The sequence below is a fragment of the Pseudomonas sp. W2Oct36 genome (assembly GCF_041060465.1).
Lineage (GTDB): Bacteria > Pseudomonadota > Gammaproteobacteria > Pseudomonadales > Pseudomonadaceae > Aquipseudomonas > Aquipseudomonas graminis_B.
The window spans coordinates 1-13,076 of the sequence record NZ_JAUERW010000020.1 but is presented as its reverse complement, the minus strand read 5'-3'; the positions used below and the strand labels follow the sequence as shown (position 1 = coordinate 13,076).

6 protein-coding genes are annotated in these 13,076 nt (G+C 61.0%); 3 read left to right on the top strand and 3 right to left on the bottom strand.

The features are described from left to right. Nucleotides 1–33 precede the first annotated feature (33 nt). Together QWI18_RS21480 and QWI18_RS21475 are read left to right on the top strand one after the other, a co-directional pair. Nucleotides 34–2,187: a type I secretion system permease/ATPase gene (locus QWI18_RS21480; RefSeq protein ID WP_192133623.1), complete on the top strand. Its 2,154-nt coding sequence runs from the start codon at nucleotides 34–36 to the stop codon at nucleotides 2,185–2,187. Continuing rightward, entirely contained in the window at nucleotides 2,177–3,550 is a 1,374-nt protein-coding gene (locus tag QWI18_RS21475) for an HlyD family type I secretion periplasmic adaptor subunit (RefSeq protein ID WP_192133626.1), read from the top strand. Before QWI18_RS21480 ends, QWI18_RS21475 begins: the two co-directional genes overlap by 11 nt. Before the next feature lie 438 nt (nucleotides 3,551–3,988). On the opposite strand, the gene QWI18_RS21470 is transcribed toward QWI18_RS21475, so the two are convergent. From QWI18_RS21470 to QWI18_RS21460, 3 genes are all read right to left on the bottom strand, one after another. Next, the gene (locus QWI18_RS21470; RefSeq protein WP_244160338.1) at nucleotides 3,989–4,279 is read right to left on the bottom strand and encodes a DUF2845 domain-containing protein; all 291 of its coding nucleotides are present in this window, start codon (nucleotides 4,277–4,279) and stop codon (nucleotides 3,989–3,991) included. A 26-nt stretch (nucleotides 4,280–4,305) separates the two neighbouring features. After that, nucleotides 4,306–7,263, bottom strand: a complete 2,958-nt coding sequence (locus tag QWI18_RS21465) for a DUF748 domain-containing protein (protein WP_369319792.1) — start codon at nucleotides 7,261–7,263, stop codon at nucleotides 4,306–4,308. A 111-nt stretch (nucleotides 7,264–7,374) separates the two neighbouring features. Next, nucleotides 7,375–8,391, bottom strand: a complete 1,017-nt coding sequence (locus QWI18_RS21460; RefSeq protein ID WP_369319791.1) for a class I SAM-dependent rRNA methyltransferase — start codon at nucleotides 8,389–8,391, stop codon at nucleotides 7,375–7,377. A 765-nt stretch (nucleotides 8,392–9,156) separates the two neighbouring features. Here QWI18_RS21460 and mgtA point away from each other — a divergent pair. Then, on the top strand, nucleotides 9,157–11,892 hold the full coding sequence (gene mgtA / locus QWI18_RS21455) for a magnesium-translocating P-type ATPase (RefSeq protein ID WP_369319790.1): 2,736 nt from the start codon (nucleotides 9,157–9,159) through the stop codon (nucleotides 11,890–11,892). Nucleotides 11,893–13,076 lie beyond the last annotated feature (1,184 nt).

The window sequence follows — 13,076 nt, the reverse complement described above, 5'->3', positions numbered from 1 at the left end:
CTTCTTTTAACTGTTAAGAAAGAGAGTGTCAGCGTGGACTTGGAATTACCTTCGGCTCAATTAGGTCATGATCCACGCAGCCAGCACGACGATCCGTTACTCGACGGGCTGCTGACACTCTGTGCCCTGCATCACAAACCGGCGAGCCGGGCCATGCTGACCACCGGTCTGCCATTGCCCGACCAACGCTTGAGCCCGGATTTGCTGCCTCGCGCCGCAGCCCGGGCAGGTTTGCAGGGGCGTTTGCTGCAACGCAAACTCACCCAGATTCCCGAGATCGCATTGCCCGCCTTGCTGCTGCTGAAGGAAGGGCGCTCTGCCGTTCTGCTCGGTTGGGAGGGCGAGTCTGCCCGCCTGCTGATCAGCGAAAGCAACGGCGGCGAAGTGCTGATCGAAACCGAAGCGCTGGCGCAGGATTACAGCGGTCGGGTGTTTTTCGCACAGCCGCAACATAAATTTGACGTCACCCAGGGCTCGCTCATCCCGCGCGCTCGTTCCTGGTTCAAGGACACCCTCAAGCTGTCTCGCTGGCTTTACGTCGACGCGATCGCTGCCAGCTTCGTGATCAACCTGATCGCGCTGGCTACCCCTCTTTTTGTCATGAACGTCTACGACCGTGTCGTGCCCAACCAGGCCACCGCAACATTGTGGGTGCTGGCGACCGGCATCTGTGGCGCGTTCCTGTTTGATCTTTTGCTCAAGGGCCTGCGCAGTCTGTGCCTGGACCTGGCCGGCAAGAAAACCGACCTGATCATTTCCGCCACGCTGTTCGAACGTATCGTCGGCATGGCGATGAAGTTTCGCCCGGCGCGGGTCGGCAGCTACGCCCAGAACATCCATGAGTTTCAGGGCATGCGTGACTTCCTCACGTCGCTGACCCTGACCAGCCTCATTGACCTGCCGTTCACGCTGATCATCCTGTTGGTGATCGCGCTGCTGGGCGGGCATCTGGTGTGGATTCCGATCATTGCCTTCCCGCTGGCGCTGGGCATCGGCCACTTCCTGCAAAAACCGCTGACCTCCACCCTTGAACGCACCATGGCGCTGGGGGCCGAGCGTCAGTCGAGCCTGATCGAAACCCTTGCCGGCCTCGATGCGGTGAAGGTCAACAACGCCGAAAGCGAGCGTCAATACCAGTGGGAACACACCATCGGTACGCTCAGCCGTCTGGAACTGCGCGTCAAAGTGCTTTCCGGTCTCGCCATGAACATCACCCTGCTGATCCAGCAACTGGCGGGCGTGGCGATGATCTGTTTCGGCGTTTACATGATCATGGACGGCGTTCTCAGCATGGGCGGCCTGGTGGCGTGCTACATGCTCAGCGGTCGTGCTTTAGGCCCCTTGGCGCAATTGTCCGGCCTGCTGACCCGTTATCAGCAAGCGAAAGTGACCATGGTCTCGGTCGATCAGATGATGGAGCTGCCCCAGGAACGCAACTTCGACGAGCGTCCGCTCAGCCGTCAGGTCCTGCAGGGCGCCATGGAATTCCGCAATCTGGAGTTCACGTACCCGAACCAGCAGAACCTGGCCCTGCGCAATATCAATCTGGTGATCCGCCCGGGCGAGAAGGTCGGCATCATCGGCCGCAGCGGGTCGGGGAAAAGCTCCCTGGCCAAACTGCTGGTGGGTCTGTATCAGCCGGACGAAGGCTCGCTGCTGGTGGATGGCGTCGACATCCGTCAGATCGACGTCAGCGAAGTGCGCCACAACATCGGCTACGTGGCCCAGGACATTCAACTGTTATCAGGGACGCTGCGGGACAATCTGATTTCCGGCGCGCGTTACGTCGACGACGAGATGGTGCTGCAGGCCGCTGAACTGGCCGGCGTGCATGAATTCGCCAGCCTGCATCCCCAGGGCTATGAGTTGCAGGTGGGCGAGCGCGGGCAGAACCTGTCCGGTGGTCAACGGCAGAACGTTGCGCTGGCGCGGGCCTTGTTGCTCGATCCGCCAATCCTGTTGCTCGACGAACCCACCAGCGCCATGGATAACACTGGCGAAGAACGTTTGAAGCAGCGCCTGCATGGCGTTATCGAGAAAAAGACCGTGATTCTTGTGACACACCGAGCTTCGTTGCTCAGCCTGGTTGATCGCCTGGTGGTCATCGACCGCGGCCAGATCGTGGCCGACGGCCCGAAAGCCGCCGTTATGGAAGCGTTGAAGAAGGGGCAGATCAGTGTTGCTTAAGTCAGGTCAAAACTCCGGTGGCGGCATCTTCGGCTATTTCAAAGGCTCGCCTTCGCTCGAAGGCCAAGCGCTGCCGGAAGTCAAAAAGGCACTGGTCGACGACGCCCCGCGCATCGTGCGGCTGACCATCTGGGCCGTGATCCTGTTCTTCGTTTTCTTGCTGGTGTGGGCTAACTACGCCGTGATCGATGAAGTGACGAAGGGCGAGGGCAAGGCCATTCCGTCGACCAAGATCCAGAAAATCCAGAACCTGGAAGGCGGCATCGTCGCGCAGATCTATGCCCACGACGGCCAGATTGTCGACGCCGGCGCCCCGCTGATTCGTCTCGACGACACCCGCTTTGCCTCCAACGTGGGTGAGACTGAAGCTGATCGTCTGGCGATGCAGTTGCGCGTCGAGCGCCTGAGCGCCGAGGTTGACGATCGGCCACTGAACATCAGCGCCGAAGCGCGCAAGTTGGTGCCGAATCAGGCGTCCAACGAAGAGTCGCTGTACAAGAGCCGCCGTCAGCAGTTGGTCGATGAGGTCGGTGGTTTGCAGCAGCAACTGATTCAACGCCAGCAGGAATTGCGCGAATTTGCTTCCAAGCAGGAGCAGTACCGCAGCAGCCTGGCCCTGTTGCGCCAGGAGATCGGCATGTCCGAGCCGTTGGTGTCTCAGGGCGCGGTGTCGCCGGTGGACATCCTCCGGCTGAAACGCTCCGAGGTGGAAACCCGTGGTCAGCTGGACGGCACCACGCTGGCGATCCCTCGCGCACAGGCGGCGATTGCCGAAGTGCAGCGCAAGATCGATGAAACCCGTGGCAAATTCCGCAGTGACGCGCTGACGCAACTGAATGAAGCGCGCACCAACCTTTCCAAAGCGCAGTCGACGGCCAAGGGCCTTGAAGACCGCGTGAACCGCACAATGGTGACATCGCCGGTGCGCGGCGTGGTCAAGCAGATGCTGGTCAACACTGTTGGCGGTGTTATTCAGCCGGGCAGCGACATCGCCGAAGTCGTGCCGCTGGATGACACGCTGTTGGTAGAAGCGCGCATTCGCCCGCAAGACATTGCCTTCCTGCACCCGGGGCAGGAGGCGATGATCAAGTTCACCGCGTATGACTACACGATTTATGGCGGGCTGAAAGGCAAGCTGGAACAGATCGGTGCTGACACCATTCAGGACGAAGAGAAGAAGAACACCTTCTACGTGATCAAACTGCGCACCGACCGCAGCCACCTCGGCACCGATGAGCACCCGCTGCTGATCATCCCTGGCATGGTCGCCTCGGTGGACATCATCACCGGCAAGAAAACCATCCTGAGCTACATGCTCAAACCCGTCCTCAAAGCCCGCGCCGAGGCATTGCACGAGCGTTGATGGTAGATGGTTGATGGCTGTGGGACTGGCCCCGCTCGTTGTAGGACCGGCTTCAGCCGGGAAAGCGTCAAGCGTGACACCGCAAATGTAGGGTGTTCACGCGGGCCTCTTCCCCTGTAGGACCGGCTTCAGCCGGGAAGGCGTCAAGCGTGACACCGCAAATGTAGGGTGTCCACGCAGGTCTCTTCCCTTGTAGGACCGGCTTTAGCCGGGAAAGCGTCGGGTGTCACACCGCAGATGTGTGGTGTTCACACTGGCCTCTTCCCGGCTAAAGCCGGTCCTACTATAAAACTGCGGCGCGCCTGCTAGTGCGGCAGGCTCACCTTTGTAGCACCGGCTTTAGCCGGGAAAGCGTCGGGTGTCACACCGCAGATGTGTGGTGTTCATACTGGCCTCTTCCCGGCTAAAGCCGGTCCTACAATAAATCTTCCGCAACCATCACCTTCCGCGTTTGCTATCGATCCTCACCAATCGCCCGCCTTCGAACCGCAAATACTGGTACATCCCGTTGCTCGGGCCGTAGATCCATTCCTGGACTTGCACCTGATCCACCTGGCGGTAGTGATTGACGGTTTCCTTATAGCCGATGATGTCCTGGCTGACCGGCTGGCCGCATTTCTGCTGCACTTCAAACATCCGGTCGCCGACGCTGATCAGCTGGCTGCCACAGCGCAATGTGTCTGCCTGGGCAATGCCAAGCAGCGCCGTCATACCGAGAATCACCGCCATCCTCGTTATCGCATTCTTCAAAATCATTACTCGCTGTCGAGGTGCAGGGGGCTGATGACGCGGCCGTCTTTTTCCGGCTTGCCAAGGGTGGTGTCGATGAAATACACCCGCTCGTCTGCCAGTTGGCCCTTGTCGACCAGGTAGTCCTTGATGCTTCCGGCCCGCGCCTGGCCGAGCTGACGCAGCAGCAGCGCGCTCGAACTCCAGGATTTGAGTACCGCCTCGCGCAGCTTGTTCTGACGCTCTTCCTTGCCCAGATTCACCCACTCGGCCGGCGGCTGCTGTTTCAGGCGCGTGCGATAAATACCGTCAAGCATTGGCGCCTTCTCATCCGCAGGTACCGTCAGATCACTCGGCTGCGCAGGCACCTTGTCGCCTCGGCGCTGGAGAATCTTGTAGTACGTGCTCTGGTATTCACGCTCCAGTCGTTGCTGGGCAATCAACGGGCCGTCGCTGGCTTCAGCGCTGGTGCCTTCAATCTCAAGACGCAACGCTGGCCGGGCTTTCAAGGCTGCCGCCAGCTTGTCCAGCGAAGCCATCGCCTCAGGGCTCAGCTCCTCAGCCCCTGGCGCGAAGGACACCGTGCCCAGGTCCTCCGATCCGCCACCGCCGCTGATCAATCCACCGATGAATTTGAACGGCGCCGCCGCTGCCTTCACCACCAGATTGCGCAGGGTCTGCCAGACGATCGGCATCACGCTGAACTGCGGATTGTTGAGATCGCCGGTTACGGGCAACTCGATGGAAATCTTGCCATCGGTATCCTTGAGCAGGGCAATCGCCAGTTTCAGCGGCAGATTCACCGCGTCCGGGCTGTCCACCTTCTCACCCAATTGCAGCTGCTCGACCACCACCTTGTTCTCAGCCTTGAGCTGGCCCTTGGTAATCAGGTAGTGGAGATCCAGATTCAGACGCCCCTTGCGAATGCGATAACCGGCGAATTTGCCGGAGTAGGGCGTCAACGTGGTCAGTTCCACGCGCTTGAAGCTGGTCGCGATGTCCAGACTCGCCATCGGGTTGAACGGGTTCAGCGCGCCCTTGATGGTCACCGGCGCATAGCGATCAACCTTACCGTTGATATTCACCGTCGCGGGTTTGTCCTGGCGGTTATCCAGCGTGCCGATTTTGCCGTTGAGTTGCTGAACGGCCGTGGCGAAGTTCGGTGTCAGGCTGAAGTCGGCGAAGTTGGCCGAGCCGTTGGTGATGTTGACCTCGCCAATGCGAATGCCCATCGGCTTTTCGCTGCTGGCGGCTTTGGCTTTCGGCGCGGCAGGCGCCTTATCTGCAGGCTGCGGAATCAGCAGGTCGTCAATGTTGGTCGAGCGATCGTCAGCGATCACGAAGCGCGCATACGGCTGGTCGACATTAATCGAAGCGATGGTCAGGCTATCGCCCAGCTGGAAATTCAGCCCGTCGACGTTCAACCGCTGCCACTTCACGAAGTCCCGCGACTTGAGGGTGTCGAGGGTATGCAACTGGTCAACCTGCGCCTTGCCGGTGATGCGCAGCGCAAAGGGCTCGGTGCTTTTCAGGTCCACGGCCAGATCGCTGTTGAGCATGCCGCTGCGCACTTCCAGGCGAATGAACGGCGTGACGTAGGACTGCGCGACTCGCAGGTCGATGTCGCGCGTAGTGACATTGAGATTGGCGCGAACCGGCGCAAGATTCACCTCGCCCTCGGCGGTCAGCTTGCCTTGCTTGCCCACACCAGTGTCGAGCTTGAGCTTGAAGGGTGACTTGTTGAGGCTGTCGAAGCCGGTCAGGTCCAGGTTCAGCGGGCCGACATCAATCGCCACAGGCTCTTTCGGGACCTTGTCGGCAAGATGAATCCGGTAGTCGCGCAGCTGCGTATCCCGCAGCAACACCTGCCAAGGTTTGCTTGGCGCCGCCGTTTTTGCGCTGGCCGTGGTTTCTGCGCCGGTGGCGGTCGCGGGCTGCTGTTTTTCAGCCTCGACTTTCTTGGCTTGTGCTTTGGACGGCTGGCTGGCGAACAGCTTCTGCCAGTCCAGCTCGCCGTCAGACTCCCGCGTCGCCCAGGTTTCCAGGCCTTCGCTGCGAATCTTGCCGACCGACACCAACTGCTTGGCCAGATCGATTGACGTGTCGCTCACGCTCAGTTTTTTCAGGCGCGCCAGCGGTCTGCCGTCCGGGGCATCGATGGCGAAGGGCGCAACACTCAGGGATGTCTTGTCCAGCAGCAGCTCGGTTTCCTTCGCCAGACTGAGTGTGTAATGGGTGTTGAAATTGAGGACGCCGTCTTTGAGGACCAGCGGCAGCGCGTCGCGCACGTAGGGCCACCAGACTTCCATCTTGCCGTCGGTGACTTTTAGCGTGCCTTCGGACGAGAGGGGCACAAGGCTGATACGCCCGACCCAGTCGATCTGACCGCCGTTAGGCCCCGCGGCGACCAGGGTCATGTCGGCGTTGTCTTCCGGCAGGGTGCTGAGGTTTTTCAGCTCGAAATTCAGCGCGTCGTAGAGAAACTCGATGGGCTCGCTGGGGCGCATGTCCTGGAAATGCACGTAGCCGTCAGCCAGCTTGATCTCGCCGATGCGCAGCGGGAACGGTTTGCTCGGGGGGGCGTCAGGTTTAGCAGGTTCGCTGGCCGGCAGCTTGAACAGCCCGGCCAGATTGAGCGTGCCGTCTTTGGCGAACAGCAACTCGGTCTTGGGTTTATCGAGCTCGACGGCCTTGAGGTGCAGGGCCTTGGTCCACAGGCTGTCGATTTGCAGGTTGGCGTAAAGCCGCGCGAAACCGATTTGCTCCTTGCCCGGCGCCCCGATGTTCAGGCCCCAGAGAGTGACTTCCAGGCTGTAGGGATTGAGTTCGAGACGGTCCAGCCTGGCCGGCACCGTGGCGTAATTCGCCAGCTGTTGATTGATGATTCGCAATGCCACGCCGGGCAGGATCAGAAACCCCAGCACGCTGTAAATGGCGAAGACGGCCAGCAGGGCGCCGATGGCGCGTTTCAATCCTTTGGGCATGTAGGTCGCCGACTCTCTCGATGGGAGGTCCTTGGAGTATGGCACGCCAATCTGGTTCCGAATCCAGTCGCTTCAATCCTTGTGGGAAATTTCCTTAGGCCCGATCACGCATCACAGCTGCAAGATCAATGTCTTGAGCGGGGGCTGTTGGTCCTGTGACGGAAAGTCGGCGCCCGGGGTCAGCACCTGGCAGTCGCGCACGGGCCGGCCGATTTTGCTGGCGCAACGCAGCACCTGCTCGCGCCAATCGTCGAGGCTGACCTTCGCCAGGTTGTTGCAGCAGATCAGCACGCCATCTTCGGCGGTGGTCAGCAGCGCGGGTTTGAGCAGGCTCTGGTAATCGCGCAGCAGATCCACCGTGCCGAACGCGCTCTTGGCCCAGGCCGGCGGATCCAGCAAGACCAGATCATATTGGCGTTGCTCGAGGCGCACGTACCTCGGCAGCTTGTGGCCGCGACGGGAAGCGATGGGCAGTCCGGCCAGTTGGCGAATGGCCGGGAAGTAATCGGACTGGACAAATTGCATGGCCGGTAGCTGCGGATTGAGCAGGCCGTTCTCTCGACCGACCGCCAGATTGCCCTCGGCGAAATCCAGGTTGCACACCTCGCGCGCGCCACCCGCCGCTGCGCTCAGGCCGACGCCGCAGGTGTAGGCGAACAGATTGAGCACGCTCTTGCCGGCGGCATGTTGCTTGACCCAGCCGCGGGCGTTGCGCAGGTCGAGAAACAGCAGTGGATCCTGCCCGGCATGACGACCGCGCACCCGGTATTTCAGGCCCCATTCATGGCCGACCAGATCGGCCAGCGCCGCGTCGTCGGCTTTATAGATCGGGTCTGTCCGGTCGACCCGCGAGTTGCCCTGGGAGCGGTCGTTGTAAACCAGCATCAGTTCCAGGCCCAGCCGCCCATTGACGGCGGCCTGCAGCGCCAGCAGCGAGTCGAGATCCAGGCTGTTGTGGAAACTCTGCACCAGCAGTTGCGGGCCGTAACGGTCGACGGTCAGCCCGCTCGCGCCTTCCTGACTGCCGTGGAACAGGCGATAACAATCGGTGCCTTGGGCGTGCAGTTCCGCCAGCAGGGATTGACGATTATCGAGGGCGACGCTGAGCGCCTGATTCAACGAAGACATGCTCGGCCTTGGGGCAGGAATGAGGGCGTGCGAGTTTATCAGCAAGGCCAATGCCGGTGTTGCCGCCTGTTCGCCAGCAAGCTTCTACGGACTTTCGCACTGCCCTCGCCGCAAACCACTGTAGGAGTGAGCTTGCTCGCGATAGCGGCGTGTCAGACGACATCCTCTTCGCAGACATAACGCCATCGCGAGCAAGCTCACTCCTACAGAAACTGAGGTGAATCAGTTCAACCTTTGGGTCTCAGATATGACGCATGTGCGAGCAAGCTCACTCCTACAAGGGGCGTCATCCCCCGGTTCCTGAACCTCCCCTGAAGAAATCCGCATTAACCCGCTCACCCTCCGTACTGGCGATTTACTCTCATAAAACCCGGGCGTATGCTTCGCCCGTTTTCAACCAATGCGGAGACCCACAGTGGGTACTTGTTCGAGTGACAGACGTCAGCCGGTGATAACGACCGGCCAATCCTCGGCACGATAACGCGCAGTCTTTTCACTGCCGCTATCTCGCCGACAACGTGAGAAGCGGCGGTGGCCCGCGGACTCTGCTCAGAGCCCGCTTCCCTGTCCTTTCCCTGACGCCCAATCCTGCGTGATGACCGACGCGTCTGTCGTTCGTCTGCGCATCGGACGCGCGTGGCTTTTGCTGCGCGGGCCAGCCTGCGGTGCCTGCTCATGAACGAGCGCGGCGCCTGAGGCGTGCCGTACCCGCTCAAGGTTCCTGTGCTTTCAGCTCCAGCAGCCTTCAGTCCAGGGGACACAACCATGAAGTACACCCTCCTGAAAGAATTCCTCGCAGACTTCGTCCGCACCCGCAAACTCGGCCGGCACTTCCGTCGGCTGGCGACGCTCGACAGCGTGACCGACGCCACCGTCAGCCGCGAAGTGCCGCCCACCCTCGCGCAAACCCTGACCCGCGGCGCCAGCAGCGATGTGCCTGAATTGCTCGCACGCCTGAGCAGCCACGCCGACGGTCTCACCGAAACCGAAGCGCACGAACTGCGCGAGCAACACGGCCTCAACGAAGTCGAGCACGAACAGCCGCTGCCATGGTGGGTGCATTTGTGGCACTGCTATCGAAATCCGTTCAACCTGCTGCTGACCCTGCTGGCGTTCATCTCGTGGCTGACCGAAGACATGAAAGCCGCCACGGTGATTTTCTCCATGGTCGTGCTCTCCACGCTGCTGCGTTTCTGGCAGGAGGCGCGTTCCAATCAGGCCGCCGACGCGCTAAAGGCAATGGTCAGCAACACCGCGACCGTCATGCGCCGCGCCGACAGCTCGTTCGACGCTGCCGATAACGCAAAGCAAAAACGCATTGAGCTGCCGATCAAGCAACTGGTACCGGGCGACCTCATCGTGCTGTCTGCCGGCGACATGATCCCTGCGGACTGCCGCGTGCTCAGCGCCAAGGACCTGTTCGTCAGCCAGGCCGCGATGACTGGCGAATCCATGCCGGTGGAGAAGTTCGGGCGGCGTCAGGGCGTCGATACGGGCAACCCGCTGGACCTGGAAAACATTCTGTTCATGGGCACCAACGTGGTGTCCGGCGCGGCGACGGGTGTCATCCTGGCCACCGGCAACCACACCTATTTCGGCGCGCTGGCGCAACGGGTCAGCGCCACCGATCGTGCGCCGACCTCGTTTCAGGCCGGGGTCAATAAAGTCAGCTGGCTGCTGATCCGCTTCATGTTCGTGATGGCGCCGCTGGTGTTGTTCATCAATGGCTTCACCAAGGGCGACTGGATGGAAGCGTTGCTGTTCGCGCTGTCCATCGCGGTCGGCCTGACCCCGGAAATGCTGCCGATGATCGTCACTTCGACGCTGGCCAAGGGCGCGGTGTTTCTGTCGCGCAAAAAAGTCATCGTCAAACGTCTCGACGCGATCCAGAACTTCGGCGCCATGGACGTGCTGTGCACCGACAAGACCGGCACGCTGACCCAGGACAAGATTTTTCTCGCACGCCATGTCGACGTATGGGGCGATGAGTCCGACGACGTTCTGGAAATGGCCTACCTCAACAGCTACTACCAGACCGGCCTGAAAAACCTGCTGGACGTCGCGGTGCTGGAGCACGTCGAGATTCACCGCGAGCTGCAAGTCGGCACCGCGTTCAGCAAGGTTGATGAGGTCCCGTTCGACTTCAATCGCCGGCGCATGTCGGTGGTGGTGCAACAGCAGCACGAGCCGCATCTGCTGATCTGCAAAGGCGCGCTGGAAGAAGTGCTGAGCGTGTGCAACCGCGTGCGTCATGGCGATGCCGAAGAAGCGCTGACGCCTGAGCTGCTCGAGCGCATTCTAAGCGTCACCGCCGCGTTCAACGAAGAAGGTCTGCGTGTGGTGGCGGTGGCGGCGCGTCCTATGGAGGCAGGCCGCGACACCTACGGCCTGGCTGACGAAAGCGACCTGACCCTGATCGGTTATGTGGCGTTTCTCGATCCGCCGAAGGAAAGCACGGCGCCGGCGCTTAAAGCGTTGGCCGAGCATGGCGTGGCGGTGAAAGTGCTGACCGGCGACAACGAACGCGTCACCGCGAAGATCTGCCGCGAAGTCGGGCTGGAGCGTCAGGGCCTGCTGATGGGGGCTGATATCGAGCGGATGAGCGATGCCGAACTGGCGGTCGCGGTCGAGACCACCAACGTGTTCGCCAAGCTGACGCCTTCCCACAAGGAGCGCATCGTGCGGCTGCTCAAGGCCAACGGGCACGTGGTGGGTTTCATGGGCGACGGCATCAACGACGCGCCTGCGCTGCGCACCGCCGACATCGGTATTTCCGTGGACACCGCGGTGGACATCGCCAAGGAAGCCGCCGACATCATTCTGCTGGAGAAGAGCCTGATGGTGCTGGAGGAGGGCGTGCTGGAAGGGCGCCGGACCTTCGCCAACATGCTCAAGTACATCAAAATGACGGCCAGTTCCAACTTCGGCAACGTGTTCTCGGTGCTGGTCGCCAGTGCGTTCATCCCGTTTCTACCGATGCTGCCGATGCACCTGCTGGTGCAGAACCTGCTGTACGACATTTCCCAGATCGCCATCCCGTTCGATAACGTCGATGAGGAACTGCTGAAAAAACCCCAGCGCTGGCAGCCTGCGGATGTAGGACGCTTCATGCTGTTTTTCGGGCCGATCAGCTCGATCTTCGACATCACCACGTTCGCGGTCATGTGGTACGTGTTTGGCGCCAACACGCCTGAGCATCAGACCCTGTTTCAGTCGGGCTGGTTTGTCGTGGGCCTGCTGACGCAAACGTTGATCGTGCACATGATCCGCACACCGAAAATCCCGTTCCTGCAAAGCCGTGCGGCGATGCCGTTGATGGTGATGACCGGTGTCATCATGGCCGTGGGCATCTTCTTGCCGATGGGCCCGCTGGCGCACTACTTCAAACTGCAAGCGCTGCCACCGCTGTACTTCGCCATCCTGCCGCTGATCCTGATCGCCTACGTGGCGCTGACCCAGGCGGTGAAGGGGTTCTACGTACGCAAGTTTGGCTGGCAGTGATCTGCGTGTGATGCCGGTCCTACTGACCGAGCGCGTGCTTTTTGTGGGACCGGCTTTAGCCGGGAATGCGTCAGTCGTCACACCGCAAAATTGAGGGCGTTCACACCGGTCTCTTCCCGGCTGAAGCCCGTCCTACTGACCGAGCGCGTGCGTTGAGTGGGACTGGCTTTAGCCGGGAATGGGGCAGGCGTCACACCGCAAACTGAGGGGGTTCACACCGGCCTCTTCCCGGCTGAAGCCGGTCCCACTGACTGACCGCGTGCGTTTAGTAGGACTGGCTTTAGCCGGGAATGCGTCAGTCGTCACACCGCAAAACTGCAGGTATTCACACCGGCCTCTTCCCGGCTGAAGCCGGCCCTACTGAACGAGCGCGTTCTATTGGTGGGACTGGCTTTAGCCGGGAAGGCGTCAGGCGTCACACCGCAAAACTGCGGGCGTTCACACCGACCTCTTCCCGGCTGAAGCCGGTCCTACTGACCGAGCGCGTGCGTTTAGCGGGACTGGCTTTAGCCGGGAATGCGTCATTCGCTGCACCGCAACAGTGAGGGTGTCCGCACCGGCCTCTTCCCGGCTGAAGCCGGTCCTACTGACCGAGCGCGTTCTCTTAGTGGGACTGGCTTTAGCCGGGAAGGCGTCAGGCCTCACACCGCAAAACTGCGGGTGTTCACACCGGCCTGTTCCCGGCTGAAGCCGGTCCTACTGACCGTGCGCGTGCTTTTTGTGGGATTGGCTTTAGCTGGGAACGCGTCAGGCGTCACACCGCAAAACTGCGGGTGTCCGCACCGGCCTCTTCCCGGCTGAAGCCGGTCCTACTGACCGAGCGCGTGCTTTTTGTGGGACTGGCTTTAGCCGGGATCGCGTCAGGCGTCACACCGCAAAACTGCGGGTTTCCGCACCGGCCTGTTCCCGGCTGAAGCCGGTCCTACTGACCGAGCGCGTTCTCTTAGTGGGACTGGCTTTAGCCGGGAATGCGTCAGGCGTCACACCGCTAAACTGCGGTTGTCCGCACGGCCTCTTCCCGGCTGAAGCCGGTCCCACTGACCGAGCGCGTGCGTTTAGTGGGACTGGCTTTAGCCGGGAATGCGTCAGTCGTCTGTAGTGGTCAACTAATTCCGGACACCTCGATAGGTTGTTTCAAGGCCATCGTCCGTTCGTAAACGGTCGGTGGCAGATACCCCAGTTTT

What these genes read in the sequence shown, in the direction of transcription:
- QWI18_RS21470 (WP_244160338.1), bottom strand. Translation starts at nt 4,279, where the DNA reads ATGGCGGTGATTCTCGGTATGACGGCGCTGCTTGGCATTGCCCAGGCA.
- QWI18_RS21465 (WP_369319792.1), bottom strand. Translation starts at nt 7,263, where the DNA reads ATGCCCAAAGGATTGAAACGCGCCATCGGCGCCCTGCTGGCCGTCTTC.
- QWI18_RS21460 (WP_369319791.1), bottom strand. Translation starts at nt 8,391, where the DNA reads ATGTCTTCGTTGAATCAGGCGCTCAGCGTCGCCCTCGATAATCGTCAA.
- mgtA (WP_369319790.1), top strand. Translation starts at nt 9,157, where the DNA reads ATGAAGTACACCCTCCTGAAAGAATTCCTCGCAGACTTCGTCCGCACC.